The 25,123-nt window shown below is 62.0% G+C and carries 23 protein-coding genes; 12 read left to right on the top strand and 11 right to left on the bottom strand.

Annotated elements, in window-relative coordinates; translation table 11 throughout:
* Nucleotides 1–5: 5 nt before the first annotated feature.
* Both FCU66_RS03125 and FCU66_RS03120 read left to right on the top strand, forming a co-directional pair.
* Nucleotides 6–1,043 (top strand): ABC transporter permease, encoded by a 1,038-nt coding sequence (locus tag FCU66_RS03125; RefSeq protein WP_136619328.1) that lies wholly within the window; start codon nucleotides 6–8, stop codon nucleotides 1,041–1,043.
* Entirely contained in the window at nucleotides 1,040–1,828 is a 789-nt protein-coding gene (locus FCU66_RS03120; protein ID WP_136619329.1) for an ATP-binding cassette domain-containing protein, read from the top strand. Before FCU66_RS03125 ends, FCU66_RS03120 begins: the two co-directional genes overlap by 4 nt.
* 7 nt (nucleotides 1,829–1,835) lie before the next feature.
* Here the strand turns inward: FCU66_RS03120 and FCU66_RS03115 are convergent, their stop codons facing one another.
* Entirely contained in the window at nucleotides 1,836–3,284 is a 1,449-nt protein-coding gene (locus FCU66_RS03115; RefSeq protein ID WP_246093749.1) for an ROK family transcriptional regulator, read from the bottom strand.
* Between the two features lie 19 nt (nucleotides 3,285–3,303).
* Between FCU66_RS03115 and tkt the strand changes: the two genes are divergently transcribed.
* The 5 genes from tkt (at nucleotide 3,304) to FCU66_RS03090 (ending at nucleotide 10,117) form a co-directional block, all read left to right on the top strand.
* On the top strand, nucleotides 3,304–5,364 hold the full coding sequence (gene tkt, locus FCU66_RS03110) for a transketolase (RefSeq protein WP_136619330.1): 2,061 nt from the start codon (nucleotides 3,304–3,306) through the stop codon (nucleotides 5,362–5,364).
* Nucleotides 5,361–6,956, top strand: a complete 1,596-nt coding sequence (locus tag FCU66_RS03105; protein ID WP_136619331.1) for an FGGY-family carbohydrate kinase — start codon at nucleotides 5,361–5,363, stop codon at nucleotides 6,954–6,956. Before tkt ends, FCU66_RS03105 begins: the two co-directional genes overlap by 4 nt.
* Before the next feature lie 202 nt (nucleotides 6,957–7,158).
* Nucleotides 7,159–8,175 (top strand): substrate-binding domain-containing protein, encoded by a 1,017-nt coding sequence (locus tag FCU66_RS03100; protein ID WP_246093747.1) that lies wholly within the window; start codon nucleotides 7,159–7,161, stop codon nucleotides 8,173–8,175.
* A gap of 134 nt (nucleotides 8,176–8,309) precedes the next feature.
* A complete protein-coding gene (locus tag FCU66_RS03095; protein ID WP_136619332.1) occupies nucleotides 8,310–9,296 on the top strand; it encodes an ABC transporter permease in 987 nt (328 codons plus the stop codon).
* Nucleotides 9,296–10,117 carry an ATP-binding cassette domain-containing protein gene (locus FCU66_RS03090; RefSeq protein ID WP_136619333.1) on the top strand — a complete coding sequence of 274 codons (822 nt, stop codon included), beginning with the start codon at nucleotides 9,296–9,298 and terminating at the stop codon, nucleotides 10,115–10,117. The genes FCU66_RS03095 and FCU66_RS03090 overlap by 1 nt, the downstream gene beginning before the upstream one ends.
* Nucleotides 10,118–10,145: 28 nt before the next feature.
* On the opposite strand, the gene FCU66_RS03085 is transcribed toward FCU66_RS03090, so the two are convergent.
* The 6 genes from FCU66_RS03085 to FCU66_RS03060 form a co-directional block, all read right to left on the bottom strand.
* The gene (locus FCU66_RS03085; RefSeq protein ID WP_136619334.1) at nucleotides 10,146–10,874 is read right to left on the bottom strand and encodes an SDR family oxidoreductase; all 729 of its coding nucleotides are present in this window, start codon (nucleotides 10,872–10,874) and stop codon (nucleotides 10,146–10,148) included.
* A gap of 33 nt (nucleotides 10,875–10,907) precedes the next feature.
* Nucleotides 10,908–12,014: an ABC transporter ATP-binding protein gene (locus FCU66_RS03080; RefSeq protein WP_136619335.1), complete on the bottom strand. Its 1,107-nt coding sequence runs from the start codon at nucleotides 12,012–12,014 to the stop codon at nucleotides 10,908–10,910.
* Between the two features lie 4 nt (nucleotides 12,015–12,018).
* The gene (locus tag FCU66_RS03075) at nucleotides 12,019–12,852 is read right to left on the bottom strand and encodes a carbohydrate ABC transporter permease (protein ID WP_136619336.1); all 834 of its coding nucleotides are present in this window, start codon (nucleotides 12,850–12,852) and stop codon (nucleotides 12,019–12,021) included.
* Entirely contained in the window at nucleotides 12,852–13,790 is a 939-nt protein-coding gene (locus FCU66_RS03070; RefSeq protein ID WP_136619337.1) for a carbohydrate ABC transporter permease, read from the bottom strand. The genes FCU66_RS03075 and FCU66_RS03070 overlap by 1 nt, the downstream gene beginning before the upstream one ends.
* A gap of 64 nt (nucleotides 13,791–13,854) precedes the next feature.
* Complete coding sequence (locus FCU66_RS03065) at nucleotides 13,855–15,141, bottom strand: ABC transporter substrate-binding protein (protein ID WP_136619338.1); 1,287 nt, start codon at nucleotides 15,139–15,141, stop codon at nucleotides 13,855–13,857.
* A 126-nt stretch (nucleotides 15,142–15,267) separates the two neighbouring features.
* Entirely contained in the window at nucleotides 15,268–16,284 is a 1,017-nt protein-coding gene (locus tag FCU66_RS03060) for a hypothetical protein (RefSeq protein WP_136619339.1), read from the bottom strand.
* 406 nt (nucleotides 16,285–16,690) lie between these two features.
* Between FCU66_RS03060 and FCU66_RS03055 the strand changes: the two genes are divergently transcribed.
* From FCU66_RS03055 to fghA, 4 genes are all read left to right on the top strand, one after another.
* Nucleotides 16,691–17,953 (top strand): ADP-dependent glucokinase/phosphofructokinase, encoded by a 1,263-nt coding sequence (locus tag FCU66_RS03055; protein WP_136619340.1) that lies wholly within the window; start codon nucleotides 16,691–16,693, stop codon nucleotides 17,951–17,953.
* A gap of 12 nt (nucleotides 17,954–17,965) precedes the next feature.
* Nucleotides 17,966–18,739 carry an SDR family NAD(P)-dependent oxidoreductase gene (locus tag FCU66_RS03050; RefSeq protein ID WP_136619341.1) on the top strand — a complete coding sequence of 258 codons (774 nt, stop codon included), beginning with the start codon at nucleotides 17,966–17,968 and terminating at the stop codon, nucleotides 18,737–18,739.
* A 49-nt stretch (nucleotides 18,740–18,788) separates the two neighbouring features.
* Complete coding sequence (locus tag FCU66_RS03045) at nucleotides 18,789–19,622, top strand: DeoR/GlpR family DNA-binding transcription regulator (protein WP_136619342.1); 834 nt, start codon at nucleotides 18,789–18,791, stop codon at nucleotides 19,620–19,622.
* Nucleotides 19,623–19,796: 174 nt separating this feature from the next.
* On the top strand, nucleotides 19,797–20,648 hold the full coding sequence (fghA, locus tag FCU66_RS03040; protein ID WP_136619425.1) for an S-formylglutathione hydrolase: 852 nt from the start codon (nucleotides 19,797–19,799) through the stop codon (nucleotides 20,646–20,648).
* 62 nt (nucleotides 20,649–20,710) lie between these two features.
* Here fghA and FCU66_RS40985 read toward each other — a convergent pair whose 3' ends face one another.
* The 4 genes from FCU66_RS40985 to FCU66_RS03030 are packed head-to-tail and all read right to left on the bottom strand — an operon-like array spanning nucleotide 20,711 to nucleotide 22,848.
* Nucleotides 20,711–20,884, bottom strand: a complete 174-nt coding sequence (locus FCU66_RS40985; protein WP_167458684.1) for a hypothetical protein — start codon at nucleotides 20,882–20,884, stop codon at nucleotides 20,711–20,713.
* 32 nt (nucleotides 20,885–20,916) lie between these two features.
* Nucleotides 20,917–22,041 carry a WD40 repeat domain-containing protein gene (locus tag FCU66_RS03035; protein WP_168991958.1) on the bottom strand — a complete coding sequence of 375 codons (1,125 nt, stop codon included), beginning with the start codon at nucleotides 22,039–22,041 and terminating at the stop codon, nucleotides 20,917–20,919.
* Between the two features lie 13 nt (nucleotides 22,042–22,054).
* A complete protein-coding gene (locus tag FCU66_RS40980; protein WP_168991959.1) occupies nucleotides 22,055–22,378 on the bottom strand; it encodes a hypothetical protein in 324 nt (107 codons plus the stop codon).
* Nucleotides 22,375–22,848: a hypothetical protein gene (locus FCU66_RS03030; RefSeq protein WP_136619344.1), complete on the bottom strand. Its 474-nt coding sequence runs from the start codon at nucleotides 22,846–22,848 to the stop codon at nucleotides 22,375–22,377. The genes FCU66_RS40980 and FCU66_RS03030 overlap by 4 nt, the downstream gene beginning before the upstream one ends.
* A gap of 557 nt (nucleotides 22,849–23,405) precedes the next feature.
* Here FCU66_RS03030 and FCU66_RS03025 point away from each other — a divergent pair.
* On the top strand, nucleotides 23,406–25,079 hold the full coding sequence (locus FCU66_RS03025; RefSeq protein ID WP_206077143.1) for an aromatic/alkene/methane monooxygenase hydroxylase/oxygenase subunit alpha: 1,674 nt from the start codon (nucleotides 23,406–23,408) through the stop codon (nucleotides 25,077–25,079).
* The last annotated feature ends 44 nt before the right edge of the window (nucleotides 25,080–25,123 follow it).

Raw genomic sequence — 25,123 nt, 5'->3', positions numbered from 1 at the left:
CACCGATGGAAGCGCATGTCGACATTGCGGGGAAGTCGTCCGAAACGGCGGCAGGACGCCGCGACTACCTCTCCGTCCTGCTATGGCTTCTGCAGGCCGGGCCGATCATAATTCTCGTAACCCTGGTCGTGGCATTCGGCCTGCTTGCCCCGCATTTCATATCGGTGCGCAATCTTCAGAATCTCCTGGCCCAAAGCGCGATTGTCTGCGCCTTGGGCCTGGGACAATTCCTCGTGATCCTGGTTCGCGGCGTCGATGTTTCCGTCGGCAGCGTCATAGCGCTGAGTGTCGTAACGGTGGCCACGTTGACCGGTGTCGATCAGCCCAGCTCGGTTGCGCTGGTCATCTATCCGCTTGTTGGCCTGATTGTCGGACTGATCAACGGCTTCCTCATCGTCAAAGGCGGCATTCCGCAGCCCCTCGTGGTCACCGTGGCGATGCTTGGCATTGTTGCCGGTGTCGCCTTGCTCATCAGCGGCGGCAACACGCTCGTGGGTGTTTCGCCTGCCGTGCATTGGCTGGCAAACGGCAAGGTGCTGGGCATACCTGCCGGCGCGTTGATGGTGCTGGTTCTTGCCGGCCTGTTCTGGCTCATGTTGCGGCGCACGCAATGGGGCCGCTGGCTCTATGCGGTGGGTGGCAATCCGGATGTCGCGCAATGGGTTGGCCTTCCGCGCGACAGGCTGATCATGAGTGCCTATGCCATCTGTGGTACCACAGCGGGTATTGCAGGCATGCTGTATCACGGTCGGACCGGGTCGGCTTCGCCTCTTTCCGGCATCGGCTATGAACTGGATGCCATCACGGCGGTGGTTGTCGGCGGGGCAAGTCTCTTCGGCGGTCGCGGCAGCATCACCAACGTGCTGTTCGGCGCGCTCATCATCGCCACCATCCGCAGCGGCCTTCAGCAACTCGACGTCTCTCCGTTCTGGTCGTCGGTGGCAATAGGCATCGGCATCCTGCTGGCACTTGAGCTCGATGTCTTGCGCAAACACATCGAGACCCGCATTCGAACGCTGCGCGCGAGACAGGTGAGCCAATGAGCGTCGCCTCGCCTGATAGTATTTCGAACGTGGCCTCCGCTGCGCGTCTGGCTCTCTCGGTGCGGGACGCGCGCAAGGCCTACGGGTTCGTAACAGCTTTGGCTGGTGCGTCGCTTGACCTTCATGAGGGCGAGATTGTTGCCTTGCTCGGCGACAACGGCGCCGGAAAGTCGACACTCATCAAGGCCATCACCGGCATAGTAACGCTGGATTCCGGTGACATCGAGCTTGACGGGCGCCCACTGCGGCTGCGTTCGCCCGCCGACGCGCGTGCATCGGGCATCGAGACCGTATTTCAGGATCTTGCTGTTTTCGACAATCTGACCGTATCCGACAATTTCCTGATCGGGCGCGAGCAGACGTGGCCACGCTGGCTCGGTCCGCTGGGCTTGCTTTCCGCCGGACAAGAGCAGAGACAGTGGCGGGAGCATGCCAGCGCGTTGAGCGTCAGCCATGTCTCGCCTTCCCAGGAGATCGGACTGATGTCGGGCGGCCAGCGTCAGGCCGTGGCGGTTGCACGGGCAGTGGCGTTCGCCCGCCGGGTGGTCATTCTGGATGAACCAACGGCGGCACTCGGTGTGCGCGAATCCGACGAGATATTGACGATGGTAAGACGCCTGCCGGAGCGAGGCCTGTCAGTCATCATCGTAAGCCACAACATGGACCACGTCGTGCGCGTGGCGGATCGTGCTGTCGTCATGCGGCAAGGCCGAAGTGTCGGCGAGATGACTGTACGCCAAGGCGTTCAGAAGGATCTTGTCGCAATGATCATGGGCGTCACCTGAAACAGCGTCATCCGGAAATCGTGCTGCTTTGTGAAAGTGGATTGGCGCGGTCGATGGCAAGTCGGTCGATGAGTTCCTCCACTTTCCCGAGGCTGAAGATATCCTCAAGCGCCAGATAAGCAGCGCCAAAAAGGGCACTGTCCTTCTGCGGGTTGGCAAGGACGATCTGCAACTCGCGCGTGGCAAGTGGAAGGCATCGCTGGTAGACGAGTTCGCGGATACCCGACAACAGAAACTCTCCACCCTTGGCGAGTGTGCCGCCTACCACGATCAGGTTTGGGTTGAGAATACTGACGACATCGGAGGCGACTTCGCCGATCACCCGCCCAGCGCTGCGCAGCAGCATCAGGGCTTCCGGCTTCTGCATTTCGACAAGCGATATGACATCACGGGCGTTCTCCGCCTTGAAGCCTTTGCTCGAGAGATCCCGGGCAATCGCCCAGCCGCCGGCGCGGGCTTCGACACAACCGAGCTTGCCACAGCGGCACAAAGGCGCGTTCTCGGAATTGAACTGGATATGGCCGATGTCGCCGGCCGCGCCCTGAGCGCCACGAAAGATCTTGCCGCCTGCGATAATGCCGCTGCCGATACCCGTTCCCGCTTTGATGAAGAACATGTCATCCACATGCGGGAAATTCTGGCGATGCTCGTGGATCGCCATGAGGTTCACGTCATTTTCGACATAGATCGGCACATCGAAGCGACGGCGCAGCCAGCTGATGATGTCGAATTCGTCCCACCCGTGAAGCACCGAAGGACCGACGACGCGGCCGCGTTTGAAATCGACCGGCGTGGGCATGCTGAGGCTGACCCCAAAAAGCGAGCCATGGCTGGTTCGAGCCTTCGCTGCGAGGATGTCGAACCCGTCGGCAATCTGCTCAAGGGAAGCCGCCGGTCCGTCCGACGCGTTGAATGGTATTGTGCTTTGCGAGACGATTGCGGGTTCGAGGTCCATGGCGGCAAGATGGATGTAGGTTTCGCCAATATTGGCGACGAGAAAGAAACCCGCCCGTTCATTGATCCCAAGCACGCGCGTCGGCCTCCCGCCACTCGGCATGGTGCGCGCCGTCTCGCGGATCAGGCCTGAGTCGATCAGCGCATTCAGGCGCTGGGTGACAGTCACGCGTGACAATCCCGACGCGTCGAGCAACGCCGACCGGGACGTGGCGGCACCGGTGGCAATCAGCGAGAGAATTTCACCGCTGTTTGCAAGGGCGGGATGCTCCGCCGTACCATTTGTCCTGACCATTTCCGCACTTCCCCGTTCGCCCTGAGATTTAGCCATAAACCCTGGGGAGATAAAGCCGTGTCCGCAAGAAAGCGGCACAACTTTTGTACAAAAATATGCAATAATACGTTGACTTAAAGATATATCGATGACTAAGAGGGTGTCGTCCGGGAGGAACGGATGAACCTGCGTGGACCGACTCGCGCTGTTCCGATGTTTCTCCGTCACTCGATCGACGGAATCTCACATGTTGTCAGCGCAAAAGGATTTCGCCCGCCCGGATCTCCTGGCGAATGCCATTCGTGCGCTGTCCATGGATGCGGTCGAGAACGCCAAATCCGGCCACCCAGGCATGCCGATGGGCATGGCCGAGATCGCAGTCGCGCTCTGGCACCGGCACCTTCGCCACAATCCATCCAATCCAGCCTGGACCGACCGCGACCGGGTTGTGCTCAGCAATGGCCACGGCTCGATGCTGCTCTACAGCGTGCTCCATCTCACAGGGTACGATGTCTCGATCGACGATCTGCGGCAGTTTCGGCAGCTTGGCAGCAGGACGCCCGGCCATCCCGAATTCGGCTATACGCCGGGAGTTGAAGTTACGACCGGGCCGCTCGGGCAAGGCCTCGCAAATGCGGTCGGCATGGCAATCGCCGAAAAGACGCTGGCCGCCGCATTCAACCGACCTGGACACGACATTGTCGACCACCATACCTTTGTCCTGGCCGGCGACGGCTGCCTGATGGAAGGCATTTCGCATGAGGCGTGCTCGCTTGCCGGAACGCTCGGTCTGGGCAAGCTGATCGTGCTTTACGACGACAATGGCATTTCCATCGATGGTCATGTCGAGGGCTGGTTTTCGGACGATACGCCGAAGCGGTTCGAGGCCTATGGCTGGCAGGTCATTGCCGACGTGGACGGGCACGATATCGAGGCGGTCGACCAGGCGATTTCAGCGGCAAAGGCGCATGCAACCCGCCCGACGCTGATCTGCTGCAAGACCACGATCGGCAAGGGGGCGCCGACGAAGGCGGGAAGTCACGATTGCCATGGTTCTCCGCTGGGCGCCGACGAGGTCGGCCGGGCTCGGCTGGCGCTCGATTGGCCGCATGCGCCGTTTGACGTCCCAACAGAGATTGGCGAAGCGTGGAACGCCTCGGCCCGAGGGGCTGTGTCGGACGCCGACTGGCGCCGCCGCTTCGAGGCATACCGCGAGGCCTATCCCAATGAAGCGGCGGAGTTCGAACGGCGAGCCAAACACGATCTTCCCATGGCCTTCGCCGCCAAGGCGAATGCGTTCGTTGCGCAAACCGTCGAAAAGGCCGAAACGCTGGCGACACGCAAGGCAAGTCAGAACGCCATTCAGGCCTTTTCCAATTTCCTTCCCGAACTGATCGGCGGTTCAGCAGATCTCGCCAGTTCGAACCTCACCCTTTGGAAGGGGGCCGAACCGATCACCTCCGTTTCGGGCGGCAACTATATCTATTATGGCGTGCGCGAATTCGGAATGGCCGCGATCATGAACGGTCTGATGTCCCATGGCGGGTTTCGTCCCTTCGGCGGCACGTTCCTGATGTTCTCGGAATACGCTCGCAACGCCCTGCGGATGGCAGCGCTGATGAAGCTCGGCGCCATCTATGTCTTTACCCACGATTCCATCGCGCTCGGTCAGGACGGTCCGACGCATCAGCCCATCGAGCAGTTGGCGACGCTCCGGCTGATGCCCAACATGGACGTATGGCGACCATGCGACACCGTCGAAACGGCGGTTGCCTGGCAGGTTGCGCTGAAGCAGGTGGCGACGCCGACTAGTCTTGCGCTTAGCCGCCAGAACCTGCCGTTTCAGCCGCGCGACCAAGCCCAGGTTCAAGCGGTGCGCAGGGGTGGCTACGTGCTGCGCCGGGAGGAGGGACCGTTGGATGCCGTCATCATCGCGACCGGGTCCGAAGTGCAGCTCGCTGTCGGCGCCCGCGAGCGGCTTGCGCGGCGAGGGGTTCAGGTTCGCGTGGTGTCGATGCCGTCCACCAGCGCTTTCGACCGGCAGGATGACGGCTACAAGGCCGAGGTGCTGCCGCGGGGCGTTGCCCGCATCTCCGTCGAAGCCGGCGTCACCGACTATTGGCGCAAATATGTTGGCCTCGAAGGCGAATGCGTCGGCATCGACTCGTTTGGCGAATCGGCCCCGGCCGAGATGCTCTACGAGCATTTCCACCTGACCGTCGAGGCGGTCGAGAAGGCGGTCTGCAGGGCGCTCGAGAAACATCGCCGTGTTGCGTCGCCGGAGTTGGGAAGGCAGCAGGCGAGATGACCGCTACCTATGTCATCGGACTGGACTACGGCACCGGATCAGCCCGCGGCGTCCTTTTGGATGCAGCAACCGGCGAGCAGATCGGCAGCCACACGCATGCCTATCGCCATGACGTCATGACGCAAAGCCTTCCTGACGGCACGCCCTTGCCGCGGTCATGGGCGTTGCAGAATGCCGCCGACTATCTCGATGCGGCGGAAGAAATCCTTGATGTGCTGGGGCGCGGACGGGTCATCGAGTCGATAGGGCTCGGCTTCTCGGCAAGCTCGCCGATGCCAACCACCACCGACGGCACAGCCCTTTCCGAACTTCATCCCGGCGAGCCTCATGCCTATGTCAAGCTGTGGAAACATCGCGCCGCGCAGCCCTACGCGGACGCGATCAACCGCCGGGGCGGAACCTTCCTGCGCAATTTCGGCGGCAAGCTTTCCGGGGAATGGCTGCTTCCGAAGGCCGCCCAGATCGCGGACGAGGCGCCGCACATCTGGAGTGCGGCGGGCAGGTTCATCGAGTCCGGCGATTGGCTTGTCTGGCAGTTGACCGGCTGTGAAGTGCGCAGTCTGGGTTTTGCGGCCTACAAGGCCCAGTATTCCGAGACCGAAGGCTATCCGCAGGGGATCGTGCCGGGTCTTTCCGAAAGGCTGTCGGTGCCACACCGTATTGGCACTCCGGCTGGAAGCCTATCCGAGGCATGGCGGACTCGCACCGGGATCAGCGGCCGCGCGATCGTCGCGGTGGCGGTCATTGATTCCCACGTCGTGCTGCCCGCGGTCGGGGCCGTGTCGTCCGGCTGTCTCGTCGGCGCGCTCGGAACGTCTGCGGTCTATCTCTTTTTGAACGAACAGTTCCGTCCATTGCCGCCCGGTATCGAAGGCGTGGCCAAGGATGGATCGGTTCGCGATCTCTGGTGCTACGAGGCCGGGCAGGCCGGGTTTGGCGACACGCTCGCCTGGTTCGTGAAGGCCTTTCCGCGTGGCGCGGACGAGGCGGAGAGTTTTCGTATCTACAACCGCGAGGCAGCCGGGCTCGAACCCGGCGCCAATCATCTCGTGGCGCTCGACTGGTGGAACGGCAACCGGGTGCCGCTTGCGGATTCAGACCTCAGCGGTCTGCTTCTCGGTCTCACAACAGAAACCACGGGCGTCGGCATCTACCGCGCACTGATCGAGTCGCTGTGTTTTGGCGCGCGCACGGTGGTCGACCTCTTCGAGGCCGGCGATTTTGCCATCAACCGCGTCATCCTGACGAGCGGGCTGGCCCAGAACAATCCATTGCTGGTGCAGATCATGGCTGACGTGCTGGGGCGCGTCGTGGAGGTTCCAAGCATTGCCCATGCAACGGCCGTCGGCGCGGCGGTTCATGGCGCGGTCGCGGCGGAACTGGTGAACGGCTTCGCCGAAGGCACGGCCCGGTTTGGCGCGCGCACCTTCACGCCCTATCACCCCCGCCGCGAAAACGCGGCCGCCTACCGGTCTCTCTACAAGAACTACCGGCAGCTCAGCGACAGCCATACCGTGCGCAACGCTATGCACGATCTGAACAGGGCGGCGTCGCTCGACCGGCCGGAGGAAGAAACGAAATCGGTGGCCTGAATAGGGGCGATTGCCAGCCGCGTCGATGTCTGTTGCGGGACCGCCATCCTCGTCGTGCAGAGCACGCCTGAGGCGCGACTCGTGTCTGCAATTATGTATAAAAACATACATAATTGCAGACATAATGTTTGACTATATGCAAAACTTATGCGTAACTCGGCGAGCCTTTGAGGAGAAAGGTTCAACAACTTGGGAGGAGTTCATGTCCACTTTGCCTATGTCGACCGGCACCAAATCCGGAACCATCGTGAAATCAGCCGTTGCGGGCTTTGTGTTCTTCGGGACCGCTTTTGCAGTGACCGGCCATGCCTCGGCTGAGGAAGTCATTGTCGGCCTCGTCACCAAGACGGAGGTCAATCCGTTCTTTGTGAAAATGCGTCAGGCTGCCGAAGCGGAGGCCAAGGCCAAGGGCGTCAAGTTGATCGCCCGTGCCGGCAAGTTCGACGGCGACAATGAAGGCCAAGTCACGGCGATCGAGGATCTGATCAGCGCCGGCGCCAAAGGCATACTGGTGACGCCGAACAATTCGACCGGCATGCTGGGTGTCATCAAGAAGGCGCGCGATGCCGGGGTGCTCGTGATTGCGCTTGATACCGCGACCGATCCGGCCGACGCCGTCGACGCGACGTTTGCCACGGACAATTTCGAGGCCGGCGTGCAGCAGGGCGCCTATGCCCGCAAGGCGCTCGGCGACAAGAAGCCGGTACTGGCGATGCTCGACGGAACGCCTGGCGGCACGGTCGATACGTTCCGGCACAATGGATATCTGAAGGGCTTCGGGCTTGCCGAAGGCGATCCGGCCATTGCCGGCTCGGCCATCACCAATGGCGCGCAGGACAAGGGCCAGGTCGGCATGGAAAACCTGCTCTCCAAGAACGGCGAGATCAATGCGGTCTACACCATCAACGAACCAGCCGCCGCCGGTGGCTACGCGGCGTTGAAATCCTTCGGCAAGGAAGCCGATGTCATGCTGACCTCGATTGACGGCGGTTGCGCCGGCGTCCGCGACGTCAAGGCCGGCAAGATCGCCGCGACCGTCATGCAGTTCCCCTACAAGATGGCGGCCATGGGTGTCGATGCGATCGTGGACTATGCGGCCAGCGGCAAGAAGCCGAGTGGGTTCGTCAATACGGGTTCGTTCCTGATCACCGACAAGCCGGTTGAAGGGATCGACTCCAAGGATACCGAATGGGGCCTCAAGAACTGCTGGGGCGACTGATTTTTAGAATCCTCCCGGCGGGACCATGCTGGACAGGCCGTCGACAAGGCGGTGTATCTGTATCGGCATGGTCCCGTTCGTTTCCGGCCCAACCCTTGAGGCCGGCAGACGTGGCGACCGTTCCAGAGGGCACTATGAATTCGGCATCAGCACTCTCTTTCGGCAGGACGTCCAGGATTGCCGCGAAGTTCGTCGGCACGCCATCGGTTGGTCCACTGCTTGTCCTGCTCGCTTTCGGCGTGATCTTTTCCCTGACCAATCCGCGTTTTCTCGCCACTCAAAACCTGTCGATCATTCTCCAGCAGACGGTGATCATCGGTACCTTGGCCATTGGCCAAACCTTGATCATCCTGACGGCCGGCATCGACCTCGCAGTGGGGGCGATATGCGTCTTGGGCACCATCCTTGCCGGAAAACTGGCCAACAGCGGCTATGATCCGGTCGCGGCCATGGTCTTGGCCGTTCTGGCCTGCTCGGCGGCCGGCGTCGCGGCTGGAAGCCTCATCAGCGGCCTGCGGCTGCCGCCCTTCATCGTGACCCTCGGTATATTGGGCATTATCACGGCCGCGCTCAGGCTGATTTCGGCGGGTGGAGCATTTTCGGTCACCGACGAATTTCTCGGCTGGACGGGAAACACCGTCCGCCTGAACGGCTTCATCGTGACCTACGGCGTCATCATCATGCTCCTCCTCTATGGAATGGTCTGGTTCCTTCTCAACCAGACCCAATGGGGACGACATGTCTACGCGGTCGGCAACAATCCGGAAGCCGCCCGGCTTGTCGGCATACCGGTCGGCCGGCTTCTCCTCTCGGTCTACGTCCTTGCGGCGTTCATCTATGGGATCGCGGCCTGGCTGGCGCTCGGCCGAATCCCCAATGCCGACCCCAATGCCTTGCAGACTGCCAATCTCGATTCCATCACTGCCGTCGTCATCGGCGGCACCAGCCTGTTCGGTGGCCGGGGCGGATTGATCGGCACCCTGATAGGCGCGCTGATCGTCGGCGTCCTGCGCAACGGGTTGACGCTCGCCGGCATTGATCCGCTCTGGCAGGATCTGATCACAGGCATTCTCGTGATCGTTGCGGTCGCGCTCGATCAGCTGACCAGAGGGAGGCGGTGATGGCGCCTGTCGAGCCGAGAGTGCAGGCGGCGACCACCCCAGGTGGCGTCATCCTCGAAGCCCGCAATTTGGTCAAACACTACGGCCACGTCACCGCCCTCGACGGTGTCGATTTCGAACTGCGCTCCGGTGAAATCCTGGCGGTGGTCGGCGACAACGGCGCTGGAAAGAGTTCGCTGATCAAGGCGCTGACCGGCGCAATCGTCCCCGACAGCGGCGACATCCTGCTGGACGGCCAACCAATCCATTTCAAGGGTCCGCTGGACGCGCGCAAGCTGGGCATCGAGACGGTCTACCAGGATCTCGCCGTTGCGGCCGCGCTCGATATCGCCAGCAACCTGTTCCTGGGTCGAGAACGCCGCCGCCCCGGATTCCTCGGCGATGTCCTGCGCATGCTCGACAAGAAGGGTATGCGCGCGGAGGCGGAACGCAGCATGGCGGAGCTGAAATTCCACCTGCCGTCGATCGGCAGCGCGGTCGAATCGCTGTCAGGCGGACAGCGTCAGGGCGTCGCGGTCGCCAGAGCGGCATTGTTCGCCAAGAAGCTCGCGATCATGGATGAGCCAACGGCAGCGCTCGGCGTGCGGGAAACGGGCCAGGTTCTCGACCTGATCCGGGCCATCCGGCAGCGCGGATTGCCGGTGGTCCTGATCAGCCACAACATGCCGAATGTCTTCGAAATCGCCGACCGCATCCACATCATGCGCCTTGGCCGACGTGCGGCCGTGGTCAGTCCGAAGACCCACACCATGGCCGATGTCGTCGCGATCATGACCGGCGCAGCGAAGTTCGAAGAAGCGGCATCACCACAAGCCGGTTAGCAAGCAACATCTGTCCCTGCCACAGGCCTCATCGGCAGGTGTAGCCGCCGTCGATGGGAAGGTGAATGCCTGTTATCATCGAGGCGGCGTCGCTGAGCAGGAAGACGATCGGTCCGGCGACTTCATCCTCCGTCGCCCAGCGGCCGAGCGGCATCTGCTTCAGGAACGGCTCGGCGACATGCGGCTGGCTCCAATGGCCCGATGAGATCGGCGTCATGACCACGGTCGGGTTCACGCTGTTGACGCGGATATTGTATTTGCCCAGCTCCAGGGCCGAACAGCGCGTGATGTTTTCCAACGCCGCCTTGGAGGAGCCGTAGGAAATGTGGCCGTCGAGCGCGACCAGCGCCGCCTGGCTGGAGACGTTGACGATCGCGCCGCCCTTGCCGATCGCCACCATCTGCCGCGTCGCATATTTGGTGACCAACAGCGCACCACGCGCATTGATGGTGATGACCTTGTCGAAAATGGCGATGTCGGTGTCCATCGGTGTCGCGATCTCGCCGCCGAAACCGCCGCAATTGACCACGCCCCAGAGGTCGAGCCCTTCGAGCGCGTCGCGGATCTCGTCTTCCGAGGCGAGGTCGAAGGTCACGGTCCGGCAGCCCGTCTCTCGGGCGATGGCGTCGAGCGCCTTTTGCGAGCGCCCGGCTGCAATCACATTGGCGTTGGCCCGCACCAGATGCCGCACAGTGGTGCCGCCAATGCCGCCGCTGCCGCCCGTCACCAGAATATTTCGTCCGTGAAAATCCGTCATGGTTCCCTCTTCGTGGTGTTCTTCAAGCTGGTGTCAGGCGGGCTCGGTGGCTGCCGCCGCATCGAAAATTCGTTGACCGGTTTTGTCGAAGAGATGGCACGCGCGGGGCGGCAAGGAGATCGCGATACGATCCCCCGCGCGCGCCATGCGGCCGCCGCTGTCGCGGATGACCAGGCTCTCTTCGCCTTCGCGAACATGGATGAAGGTGTCGCTGCCCAACAGTTCGACCACGCTCGCCTTCACGACGAACGCATCGGCCTGGCCCTCGGCGGACAGCACGATGTGTTCAGGCCGAATCCCGACAGTCACTTCGACGCCCGCCTGTGGCGCCTTCGAAACCGGCATTGTGAGCGAAAGCCCGATGTCCAGGCTAACCGTCACCTGGTTGCCCTCAACTCTATCGACACAGCCTTTCAGGAAATTCATCGCCGGTGAACCGATGAAGCCGGCAACGAACAGATTGGCCGGCCGGTGATAGAGCTCGAGCGGTGTGCCGACCTGCTCGATGCGCCCACTGTTCATCACCACGATACGGTCGGCAAGCGTCATGGCTTCGACCTGGTCGTGCGTGACATAGACCATGGTGGACGCCAGTTCGGCCTTCAGCCGCGCGATCTCCACGCGCATGCCGACACGCAGCGCTGCATCGAGATTGGAGAGCGGCTCGTCGAGCAGGAAGAGTTTCGGCTTGCGCGTCATGGCGCGGCCGATCGCGACGCGCTGGCGCTGCCCGCCGGAAAGCTCTCGCGGCTTGCGCTTCAGGTAAGAGCCGAGCCGCAGTTTTTCGGCGGCACGGCTGACACGTTCGAGGATCTCGGCGGCAGGCGTCCGGGCGATTTTCAGGCCGAAGCCGATGTTGCGGCCGACATCCATATGCGGATAGAGCGCATAGGACTGGAACACCATGGCCACGCCCCTTTCCGGCGGCTCGGCATCGCTCATATCGACGCCATCGACCAGGATCCGGCCGGAGCTGATGGGTTCCAGCCCGGCGATGATCCGAAGCAGTGTGGACTTGCCACAGCCCGACGGCCCAACCAGCACGCAGAACTCGCCGTCCTCGATCGTCAACGACAGTTCCGGAATGACCGTGGTGTTGCCGAAGGCCTTGGTGACTTTGTCGATCGAAAGCGTCGCCATGGATCTAGCCTTTTACGGCACCGGCCAGCAGGCCACGCACGAAGGCGCGCTGCACCAGCACATAGAGGAGGATGAGGGGGAGCGCGATCAGCGTCAGGATTGCGAAGAGGGCACCGGGGTTGGCCATGTAGAGGCCGGAATACTGCATCGGCACGATGGTGAGTGTCTTCATTTCGCTTTTGGTGAGGACGATGAGAGCGAGGAAGAACTCGTTCCACGTCACGATGAATTGCCAGATCGTGACGAAAACCAGGGCCGGTCGCACCAGTGGCAAGGCCACGTGCCAATAGGTCTGCCAGGCATTGCAGCCATCCACCCGCGCCGCCTCGAAGAGTTCGTGCGGGGCATCCTCCATGAAGGATTTGAGGATGACCATGGCAAACGGCACGCCGAGCGCCGCATAGGGCAGGATGAGGCCGATATAGGTGTTCACCCAGCCGAAGTTCTGAAGCAGGATGGCGAGCGGCAGGACCATGGAAGCGAGCGGAACCATCAAGGTCGTCAGCAGCGTCGTATAGAGGAAGATCGAGCCCTTCAGCCTCAGGATCGCGCAGGCAAAGGCAAAGAGCGAGGAGACCGCGACCACGATCACCACGGTGGCGACGGTGATGATCAGGCTGTTCAGGAAGATGGCTCCCAGCGGATTGTCGCGGATCACGGTGACGAAGTTGTCGAAGGTCACCGGCCAGGTGAACAGTTCGGCGTCGAAGGCCTGCGCCGGGGTACGCAGCCCGATCGACAGCATGTAGATTTGCGGGACCATCCAGAAGCCGAGCACGATGAAAAGAACCGCATGGATGACCATGCCGCGGATTCGGTTGCGGGCGAGCGGCGTCATCACGGGCGCTGCCTCCCGGCGGGCGACAGGCGGGCACCCAATGCCGCGATCTGGATCAGCGAGAGCGCGAGTGCGATGACCAGCACGATGACGGAGAGTGCGGCGCCGCTGCCGGTGTCGCCCAGCACGAAGCTCTGCTTGAAGATGAAAGTGCCGAAGACCTCGCTGGCCCGGTTCGGGCCGCCGCCGGTCATCAGGTGCACGATGGGGAAGGTCTGCAACGTGCCGATGACACCCAGAAGCAGCAAGGATTTCGTTGCGGGTGCCAGCATCGGCACGATCACGTGCACGGCAAGCCGCCAGCCCTTTGCGCCGTCTATGCGGGCGGCATCGAGCACCTCGCCGGGCAGGTTGGCGATGCCAGCGATGTACATGAGCATCGAAAAGCCGGTCCATTGCCAGATGTTGACGATGATCAGCGCGTAGATCGCGGTCTTCGGATCACCGATCGGCGACGTCACCATGACGATGCCGACATCCTTCAGATACTCCTGGGCGATGCCGTAGTAGGGCGCATAGATTTGCACCCACACCAGGCTGATGACCGAAACCGAAGTCACCACCGGCAGGAAGAACATGGTGCGAAAGAAGCCGCGAAGGGCATGCGTATGCCGCTCGATGAAATAAGCGAGCAGCCCGCCGATCAGCATCTGCACCGGTATGGTGATGACGCCCCACAGGAACATGTTGCGCACCACGGTCCAGAAGGTCGGATCGCCGAGAACCGTTATGTAGTTGGCAAGCCCGGCAAAGACCGCTCCGCCAGTTGTGCCGACATAGAGGCTCTGCCCGGCAACCCAGAGGATCGGATAGGCGATGAAAACGACGAACAGAAGCGTCGCCGGAAGCGCGAAAAGATAGAGCTTCGAAGCTCTGGATGCCGATCGCCGTTTGACCGCCGCGACGGCGGACCCGGCTCGCATGGCTTCTGTGCTCATGATGCTCGCCACTTCAGGCTGAAAGGGACCGGGCGCGCTTCGGCGCCCGGTCGTTCGTCTCAGGTTACTTTGCAGCAAGTGCCTTGTCGGTCGCCGCCTGAACGGTGGCGAGCGCTGCTTCCGGCTCGATGCTGCCGGCTGCGACACCGGCAAGCGCATTGTCGAGCGCCTCGGCGACTGCCGGCGAGGCAAAGCGCTGGTTTTCCGCCTTGGGCAGATCAGCCATGAAGCGGGCCGAAATCTCCTTCACATGATCGGTGATGTCGCCCTTCGGGGAATTGCCCTCGAAGGCGGGAAGGTCGTTGAGGTCGTTCAACGCCTCCTGCAGGCCGACGCCGTTGGTGAGTTCGGCAAGGAAGGTCCAGGCTTCGGGGTTCTTGCCACCGTTCTTGGTCAGGCCGTAGCCGATGTCGATGCCGCCGACGGGCGGGCTGGCGGAATTGCCGTCCTTGACGGGGGGCATGTAGAAGAAATCGAAGCCGTCCATGTTCTGGACATACTCCGAAAGCGGCGGCGGGAACTTGCTTTCCTGCATCCACCAGGAACCGAGCGCCATCATGCCGACCTTGCCTTGTGCAAAGAGCTGGGCGCCGGTCGGATAGGCATGCGCGCCAAGCGCTCCCTGCTGGAAGATGCCGTCGTCGAAAAGACCCTTCCATGCTTTCATAGCGGCGACGAGTTCCGGCGCCGTCCAGGGCGTTTCGCCAGCTTGAGCCTTGTCGACGATGCCAGGCGAGAACTGGTTGGCGAGCATGAGGAAGACGTTCTCGTTCTGCCAGCCGTCGGCCGCGCCCTGGAACATCGGGATGTAGCCGCCGTCCGTCAGGGCCTTGGCCGCCGCCTTCAGGTCGGCATAGGTCTTCGGGGCCGAAAGATTGAGCTTCTCGAAGATCTTGCGGTTGTACCAGATGCACAGAACCTGGGACTCCTGCGGAATGATGTAATAGTTCTCGTCGCCCTTCGGATTGCCCATCAGCATCTGCTTGCGGTTGACGGGGAAAACCTTTTCCGCCCACTTGTCGCCCCACTGCTTGGCGGCGCGTTCGTTCACCGCTTCGAGATTTTCGCGATACTGCTGGGTGAGCGAACCCGGCTGCAGGCCGATCACGTCAGGCAGGCTGCCGGATGCCGCCGCCGCCTTCAGCGCGGTGATGTATTCGGGCGAGTAGTTGTAGTAGGTATACTTGACCTTGACGTCCGGATGGACCTTCTCGAAGGCGGCGATCGACTTGTCCATCGTGCTCTGGATGAACCAGGACCAGACCGTCACCTCTTTCTGTTCGGCATTCGCCGAAGCAGCAGAAAGAGCGGCGCCGAGGATCGTCGTCGCAAGAAACAGCAGCTTCCTCATTTTATTCCTCCCTTTTTCTCCCACGTGGTGCGCGTCGCGAGCCTCCTACTCGCGGGCGCAGTGACCCATCGGGTCACGTTCCAAACGGAGCGATGGTTATCTCTCCACCGCTCACCAGTTCCGGCGTCAGGCGGCCTTGGCGGCCGCGACAGTCAACACGTCTTCCGTGATCGCCCGGTCATCGGCGAGCGAACGGTTCGGCGTCAGCCCAAGCTTCTGCAAGTCACCATGATAGGCGCGCACCGCTTCCTCCGGGCCGATCGTGCCGTCGGCAACCGCCCGCATCAAAACGATGAGGTGAAGTGGCGCCTCGGCGAGGTTGATCTTGCGGCCGAAGAGCGCCAGACGAGCGCCATAGCGCTCCGACTGGGCGACGAGCTCGAACGTGTCGCGCGTGGTGCCGGCACCGCCGCCGAGCACGCCGACGATCAGTTCGGAGTCGAAACTGGCGAGTTCCTCCAGCGCTTTCGGCCCGTTATAGGGCGTCTTCAGGAAAAGCGGACGTTCGGCCTGCGGCACGCTCGCCAGCGACTTGATGATGTGGTCGTTGACGAATTCGCCGATCTGCTCGCGGTCGAGCCCGATATCGACGCTCGGATTGAAGACCTCGTAGAAATATTTGAAGTTGGTCTTGGCCGCCTCGGCGCGGAAGGCGGCAAATTCATTCAGCGTGCGGATGTCGAGTTCGACATTGTTGCTGAAGGAAACCGAATAGAGGGCAAGGTCCGTACCGCGTTTCGGATAGCTGGCAATGGCGCGCGAGAGATTGGTATCGCGGAACGGCACTGACGGCTGCTGCGTATAGGCGCCGTGGCGCACGGCGCCCCAGCACATTGTTTCCAGATTGCCGCGGATCGCAGGTTTCATCTCGCTGCCGAAGAAGGCGCCGCGCTCGTCGAGAAGATCAAGGTTGGACTGCGACACCAGCATCAGGTCGACGATGTCCTGTTTGATGATCTCCTCGATCTGGGCGATGAATTCCTGACGGCTGCGGCGGCGCGGCGGCTTGACCGAATAGTCGAAGCCCGTAGCGGTCACGCCGGCGCCGACATCGCTGTCCTTGGCATCGGCAATGACGAAATCGGTCGGTTTGTAGCGGCCTGCGCGGATGTTCGCCAGCTTCCTGTCGAGTCTCGTGAGCATAGGTTTTCCTCGGTAGAAATGTTGTAAGGCCCTGCTGTCGGCGCTCTTCCTTCGCCGCTCCAGGCTCGGCGCCATATGCGGATATTTCTCATAATCTGTCAATAGCTATCTAAATCTTTCTAATTTTGCGCCGACGCAGGCCGGTTTCCGGCGCTACGTTGCGGATGCGCCCTGTTCGCCGAGAGGGGAATTTGCATTAGGTGATTGTTTACAAACAAAAAAATTTCTTCAGCCCGATGTATGAAGCAGTTTGAGCATTTGCAGCAAAATTTCTTGCTGCACTGCGCAAAGACAGGGTTTGTAATGGCATATCTGTGCAATTCAGGCGCGAGACGGCAAAAATCGCATTGACGATTTGGAAGATAATGATAGCAATTGGCAGCGTCGGGTGAGGAGGATCGCGGCCTTGAGTGATGGTTTCGCCACGTCGTGCGCAGAGCGCTATTCCGCCCTGATCGATCCACGGTCCGGTCCGCTTGGCACGGACGCCCTTTCGTCGGCGGGCCTTTTCTTGTGCGGCATCAGCGCGTGCGTCGATGCGCGGGTCGAGATGCACGACATCCAGCCGCTTCTGGACGCGCCCGCCGATACGCCAGCGGCGCGACTTGCCAATCTCCTTCTGTCCCGTGCGGCGCGCGGGGTGGGCGGCGAGGTCCGGTTCGACTGGCCGGAGGGCCCGGCATGGCTGCGCGAGCGGCTGCGGCCGCGCTATGCCCTGGGCGGAACCGGGCCCCAGGCAGCCTGGGTGCTCGGGCAACTTGGCGTTCGCTCTGTGGTCGCCCTCGAGGATCGCCACGCGGCAATGCTGCGGCAGATACCGGCAGGCGTTCTGCTGGCGGAAAGGGGGGCGCTCAAGACGTCGGATGCGGTATCGACCGCTGGTCCGCACATCCCCGAAATCTTCATCTTCGAATTCACGGCCGGCCGCGCGATCGGCGCTGTCGTGCCGCCTCGTTCCTCACGGGTCATCATCCGCTTCTGCGACCGCGGCATTCAGCGCGACAAGGATTTCGAAGTCATGTCGCGCCGGTTGGCGGCGTCGGCCGCCGCTGGGCTTCTTTCCGGATTGAACGACGAGGCGGTGGAGAATGTCGGCGCCGCCAGCCGGCACGTCTTCGCGCTCAGCCGCGACTGGAAGGCAGCCGGGCTCCAGACGATCCATTTCGAGCTGGCGGGCTATGCGACGCAGCAGGCAGTCGAGGAGCTCCTTTCCCACACCCACGGCGCAATCACCTCACTTGGAATGAGCCATTCCGAACTGCTTGCCATGAACCCGTCTGCTCATCATCCCATGGAGGCTCTTGTGGCGCTGGGCGAGCGGTTCGATCTCGAGCGAGTCTGCGTGCATGCCGATACCTGGGCCGCCGCTGTGACCCTGAACGATCCGAAGGAAGAGGAACGTGCGCTGATGGCAGGCTGCGCAATCGCCAGCGCCAGGGCGGCGAATGGAGAACCGGCACGAACCATCGCGATCGCGCCGACGGCCGAGTTCCATCCGCTTCCCTTCGAAACGCCGGTCCGCAAGGGTCGCTGGACCTTCGTTGCCTGTGCTTCTCCCTATGTGGAGAAGCCTGCGACGACGCTCGGCCTGGGCGACAGCTTCACCGCCGGCTGCCTGCTCATCCTCGGACGCAACCGCCACGCCGATGCCACCCTCCAACACGCCTGAAGGACAATCCTCATGTTTCTCGAACGGTTCCGCCTTGATGGCAAGACTGCCTTTATCACCGGCGGTGGCCGCGGCATTGGCCTGTCGACGGCCGAAGCACTCGCCGAGGCCGGCGCACGGGTCATCATATCGGACATGGATCCGCAGGTGCTGGAGACAGGGCGCGACGAGCTGAAGCGGAAGGGCCACGATGTCGAGGCGGTGCAACTCGACGTAACCGATTCCAGGGCGGTTGCCGCAGCTGCGCGATCCGCCAACGAGCGTCACGGCGCGGTCGATATCCTGATCGCCAATGCCGGGATCGCCTGGCCCGACACCGGCGGGGAGGAGATGAGCGACGAGGTATGGCTGAAGGTGGTCGACGTCGACCTGAACGGCGCCTATTGGTCCTGCCGGGAGTTCGCAAGACCCATGCTCGAACGTGGCCGTGGCTCGATCGTCACGCTCGGTTCCATGTCCGGACTGATCTCAAACAAGCCGCAACGTCAGGTGCACTACAATTCGGCGAAGGCAGCGGTCCACCACATGACACGTTCCCTTGCGGGAGAATGGGCCGAACGCGGCGTCAGGGTAAACTGCGTCGCGCCGACCTATGTCGATACCGTCATGTCGCGCGGCGGCTTCACCGACGACAGACTGATGCCGGTATGGATGGAGATGACGCCGATGAAGCGCGTTGCGCGCGCCGACGAGATTGCCGCGCCCATCCTCTTCCTCGCCTCGGATGCCGCGAGCGCCATGACCGGCGCGGTTGTGGTTGTGGATTGCGGTTATACGATTTGGTAGAGATCGATCAATCTGTCGACCTCGCTGTCGGCCATCAAGCGGGTGAAGCATGGAGTCTCCGAGCAAACGCGTCGATATCGTTCCTGCCAAACGGCAGGCGCTGATCCTGGAGCACCTGCGCGTCAGCGGCGCGGCCAGCATCCAGGAGCTCGCCGACACGATCGGCGGATCGCAATCGACGGTGAGGCGCGATCTCGAACATCTGATGGAAAAGGGGTATCTCGAGCGGACCCATGGCGGGGCGCACCTGCTGCAGCCGATGCGCGCCACCTTCGAACGCGAGATGACCGTCAATGCGGAGCTGCAGCATGCCGAAAAGGTTGCGATCGGCCGCGAAGCGGCGCAGCGGCTGAGCGCTCGCGACAGTGTCATCTTCGACAGTTCCTCGACCGTCATGGAGGTGGTGCGCGCCGCCGCCGAGCGGGATTTGCCGCTGACGGTGGTGACAAACAGTCTCCAGATCGCCGATTTCGCGGCCGACATCAAATCCTGGCGCATCATCCTGCCCGGCGGCACCGTCCGCCCCGGCTACCGGCACCTTGCCGGCGAGCCGGGCGAGAGCTTCATCAAGACGCTCCATGCCGACCTCTGCATGACCGGTGCTTCGGCTGTGACGGGCACGCTGCTGACGGAAACGTCGCTGGAGGTGGCGTCGCTCAAGCGCGCCATGATCTCGTCCGCCCGCAAGACGATCCTGCTCGTCGACAGCTCGAAGTTCACCGCGCCGGGCTTCTGTACGCTTTCGGATATTTCCGAGATCGACGAGGTGATCACCGACGAGGGCATCTCCCAGGACGCACTTTCGTCCTTGCGCTCCGCCGAGCGAAAAGTGACGGTGGTTAGCGTCAGCACTTTTCCGGCTCCAGGGCGTCCCAAATTGTGATGGCCCGGCGCCGGGACGCTCGGTTAATTCGAGTGCGTCCAACGCCGGCAAAGTGACCGTTGGCTGTCGCGCCCCCGGTCGATTCACCAGGGTTGCCGCGATCCCAACCGATGCCGTAGACACCACCCGTGGTTGGCGTTTGAAATTGGCGGAGAGAAGCACGTGTCAGAACAGATGAAGGTCATCTCCGCTGCCAAGTCGCATGGCGGCGTGCAGGGCGTCTATTCCCATGCTTCGGAGGCCTGCGCCTGCGACATGAATTTTGCCGTTTTCGTGCCGCCGCAGGCTCGTGAAACACCTTGCCCGGTTGTGTGGTACCTCTCCGGCCTCACTTGTACCCATGCGAATGTGATGGACAAGGGCGAGTACAGGCGGATGGCCGCGGAGCTTGGCCTGATCGTCGTCTGTCCCGACACCAGTCCCCGCGGCACCGATATTCCTGACGAGAAGGACAATTGGCAGTTTGGCAGCGGCGCTGGCTTCTACCTCGATGCGACGCAGGAGCCTTACGCGAAGAACTATCGCATGTACTCTTACATCACAGAGGAACTGTCGGCCTTGATCGCGCAGGCGTTTCCGGCCGACATGGGACGTCAGGCAATCTTTGGCCATTCGATGGGTGGCCATGGTGCGCTGACGATTGCCCTGAAAAACCCGAAACGCTTCAAAAGCTGTTCGGCGTTTGCGCCGATCGTGCAGCCAGCCACCGCCGGCTGGTCGAGGCCGGCCTTCGAAAAATATCTCGGCAAGGACGAGGCCTCGTGGCGCAGCTACGACGCCACTTCGCTCATCGAGGATGGGCGCCGTTTTCCAGAATTTTTCATCGATCAGGGCACCTCGGACGGATTTCTCAATGATGGGCTGAGGCCCTGGCTTCTGGAAGCGGCCTGCGCCAAGGCCGGCATTCCGCTGACACTTCGAATGCAGGACGGCTACGACCACTCGTATTTCTTCATTTCGACATTCATGGACGACCATCTGAGATGGCACGCCAAAAGATTGTCTGATGCAAAAGCTGGCGCATAGCCTGGTCGTGCGCCACGCTGTCCATTTCGCCTCGTTGCCCGAAGACGGACAATCTCGTTGGTTCAGTTCGTCTTCAGCTTGCCGACGCGGTTTTCGGCAATCCAGCGGGCGGCGAGCACCAGCGCGCCCATGCTGAAATCCTTGCCGTGCCTGGCCACCATCTCTTCCGACAGCTTGGCCAGCCGCTCGAAAAACTCGTCCTTGCTCTCGTCCTCTGCGGTGAGTTCGGTCTGCATTCTATCCTCCTGTTTGATGTGGACTGCGTCCGTTATTTGAACATCTGCGCGGGAAAGGTGACGATCGCGGCAGTGCCGTCGACGGCGCCCACCGCCAGGTGCCGTCCGTCGCCGGACCAGGCAAGCGCGGTGACCGCGCTGCCCAAAGGCCTGACGAGGAGTTCGTCGCGGGCGCCGATCTCGGCGACGGTGATACGGCCGTTGGCGTAACCCGCCGCAATCAATTTCTTCTGCGGATGCGCCGCCATCGTTTCGACCAGAACCAGTCCGGTGCGACCCGTCTCCAGCGCGCCAGAGGTTTCGCCGCCAACCGGCGGCGCGGTCATCGACCAGCCAGCGATCCGGAAGGCGCCCGAGGCAAACAGCGCATTCGCCGGGCTCCAGCACACGGTCCGCACCGGCGATGGAAATCCCGTGACGATGTCGGCGCGGCCATCGGCCATGCTGACCAGGGCAAAGCCTCCGGTTTCGAGCCCGCAGGCCAGCCACGTGCCGTCGCCACTCCAGCGGATCGACACCGGGCGCGCCGGAAAAGAGACATCGCGTATCAAGGCGGCGTCGCCTTCGACAGACCAGATCGATAGTCCCTCATCCAGGCCGCAGGCGAGGCGACGCCCGCCAGGTGAGAAAGCAAGAGCGTCCATGGACGATGTCACGGCATGTTTCAGTTGCACTGCGCCGCCTTGGCCGCGCGACAGGAAGACATCATGCCCATTGCTGATGCCTGTCATGTCCGTCCTGGCGCTGTGGTCGATGGCGACGATCGGTCCGTCGATCCTCACCGAGGGGGCCGCTGCTTCACCGTCGGCGGCCAGATGCAGCACATCGCCGCTGGCCGCGCCGACCAGAAAGCCGGAATGCGCATAGGCGGCGATCGGGACATCGCCATCTCCGAATGCCGCCGTGGCGATCAACGGGACGGGTGGCTTTTCCCTTGGCCGGATCGTCGTCTGCCCGAGATCGTTGCTCACCCTGATCCGCGTTTCCGGCGGCTCGTGATCCGCGACCGTGGCAATGGCGATGGTTCCATCCACACAGGTGAAGGCAACAGCCGAACCGTCGGTGCTGAAGCGCAGATCGGCGATTGCCGACGGGCGACGCCAACTCCGCGCCAGAAGGTCGAACAAGGTCAGGTTCTGCATTGTCTGCTGGTTCATGCCGTCTCTCCCGTCAGTCCTTGTTCGCCGTTGCGGCAAGCCGGCGATCAACGTCCTCGACATCGCCTTCCGCCGCAACGATGCGGTCCTCGCACGCCGCGCATGCCTGCATGACCGCCGCCGCGCTCTGCTCTGCCTCATGCAAGTCCCGCACCAGTTGCTCGCTGGCGCCGTTTCTGCCGATTTCCAGCTCCAGGCGCAGCACATCCATCTCGATGCCGGCGCGTTTCTGATTGAGCCGCAGCGCCTCGGCATTGAGCGCGGAGACGCTCGCGACTAGGTCGAGCCGGTGGGCGAGCAGCGCGTCGCGTCTGGCGATATCGGATCCTCCCGTCATTTTTTGCTCCCCAACGGCCCGGGTGGCTTTTCGAAAGCCGACAGCAATTTTGGCAACGTGCCTGCCTGTGACTGGAACTGTTTTTCGGCCGTTTCGATGTGGCTCTTGAGCTGATCCCAGATGTCGACGCGGATCATCGATGTCGTGTCGCCGGTCAGGCGCTCGATCTCGTCGACGCGGAACTGGCGCGTCAGCGAAACGCCGGAAAACACGAAGTCCCGCAACAGGATCGCGTGGTTTTCGATGAACAGATGGATCATCGGATGCGTTTCCGTGGTGACGCCGCCGGCGGCAAGCTCGGCCCGGATGAAGTCCTGGAAGTGGCTCTGCAGGCGATGTTGGCTCTCGCCCATGAAGCGCATAACAAAGACCAGATCGCGCGGCATCAGCCTGACAAGATCGCCGGTGACGCCGTCGGCCTGGCTGGACATTGGCCCAGGCGGCCCACTCCTGTCTCTATCGCTCGGCATTGTCTCTCTCCAGCGCGAGGCCCGTCCATGGGCGTCGCCTTCAAATAGTAGAGAAAGACGTAGAATTGAATAGATGATATTTGTTTTCGTATCTGCTGCGTGTGCTAACTACACATATTGCAGTTGCGAATAGACAATAAATATTACAGGCGTACGTTACGAATGTAAAAGAACGTTACAGTTGGCCGTATGCTCATGCGTTGCAAGAGCAGCGATTTTGTTTTGAGCCCCAGCCATGGGCGCCATTTCGGAACTGGCACGGCGCTTGCTTTGTACATTTCCACAAGAAGCCCATCGCGCTTTGACGCGGTGCCAAAAGAACGAAGGAACGGAGGAAGCAGGGGTCGCTTCGATACGCCCATCGCATATGCGGTTGGCGTCGCGGATCCTGCCAAAATACCTCGAAAACCTTTGCCGCGATCCACTTGAACGGCCGGACCATGAGTCGCGCCTGAATGCGCAACCCTTTGTCGTGCCGCTCGCACTCTCACTGGCGGTGCTGTGTGCCGCTTCATGCCGGGGTCAAGGGACCTGCGGCTCAAACCTGGTGGAGGCTTATGACCATGACGTCTCTGACGCTCAACAAGATTACCTCGCAACGCGGAATCTCCGTCGGCGAGGCAACCAAGAAGATTGCCGATCTCGGCTGGAATCCTTCCTACGTCCAGGAAGCGATGACGTTTCCGACCGACTACAAGATCAACAAGACGCCGCGCGATCCGATGAAGCAGGTCCTGCGGTCGTATTTCCCGATGCAGGAAGAAAAGGACAACCGCGTCTATGGCGCTCTTGATGCGGCGCTGCGCGGCGACATGTTCCGCAACGTCGAACCGCGCTGGGTCGAGTGGATGAAGCTCTTCCTGGCCATCATTCCCTTCCCGGAAATCTCGGCTGCCCGCTCGATGGCGATGGTCGCCCGCATCGCGCCTGGTGAGGAGCTCAGAACCGGCTTCACCATGCAGATGATCGACGAGTTTCGTCACTCGACGATCCAGATGAATTTGAAGAAATGGTACATGGAGAACTACATCGATCCGGCCGGCTTCGACATCACCGAGGAAGCCTTCGGAAAATGCTACGCCACCACCATCGGCCGGCAGTTCGCCGAAGGCTTCATCACCGGCGACACGATGACCGCCGCCTGCATGTACCTGACCGTGGTGGCCGAGACCGCCTTCACCAACACGCTGTTCGTCGCCATGCCTTCGGAAGCCGCCCGCAACGGCGACTACGCGTTGCCGACGGTGTTCCTGTCGGTGCAGTCCGACGAGAGCCGGCATATCGGCAATGGCCACTCGCTGCTGATGGCAGCGCTCAAGGAGCCGGAAAACCACCTCTTGCTCGAGCGCGACCTGCGCTACGCCTTCTGGCAGAACCACGCCATCGTCGATGCCGCCATCGGCACCTTCATCGAATACGGCACCACCAACCGCGACAAGAACAAGGAGTCCTACGCGGAAATGTGGCACCGCTGGATCTATGAGGACTACTATCGCACCTACATGCTGCCGCTCGAAAAATACGGCATCAAGGTCCATCACGACGACGTCCAGGCGGCTTGGGAGCGCATCACCAAGAAGAACTACGTCCACAAGGTCGGGCAGTTCTTCGCGGTCGGCTGGCCGGTCAATTTCTGGCGCATCGAAGCCCAGACCGACAAGGACTTCGAGTGGTTCGAGCACAAATATCCAGGCTGGTATGCCGAGTTCGGCGACTTCTGGAAATGGTATGCCAAGCTCAGCCACAAGGGCGAGAAGGTGCTGCTGTTCAACAGCGACGTCGGCTACGTCTACCCGCACCGCTGCTGGTCCTGCCTCGTTCCCTGCCTGATCCGCGAGGACATGGTGGTCGGCGAGATCGACGGCCAGCTCCACACCTTCGCCCACGAACTTGACAAGTGGACCGCAACGGTCGCCTTCGCCGACGAGTATCAGGGTCGGCCGACGCCCGCGATGGGCCGCTTCAGCGGCAAGCGCGAGTGGGAAACGCTCTATGACGGCTGGGATCTGGCCGATGCGATCAAGGACCTGAACTTCGTCCGTTCCGACGGCAAGACCTTGGTTCCGCAGCCGCATCTGCGCTTCGACGACAAGGAGATGTGGACGCTCGACGACGTGCGCGGCAACACGCTCGGATCGCCGCTCAACGCGCTGCGTGCCATGTCGCCCGCGGACCGCGAGAAGCACCTGGCGGAGTACGCCAAGGGCTTCACCATCAACCCCTGCAACTGATCAGGCAAAGGGGGGCGGGTTCGTCCCGCCCCTTCCTTTCACTG

This window comes from Mesorhizobium norvegicum (assembly GCF_004919685.1).
Lineage (GTDB): Bacteria > Pseudomonadota > Alphaproteobacteria > Rhizobiales > Rhizobiaceae > Mesorhizobium > Mesorhizobium norvegicum.
The sequence above is the reverse complement of the archived record's forward strand: the minus strand, read 5'-3'. Positions and strand labels throughout refer to the sequence as shown.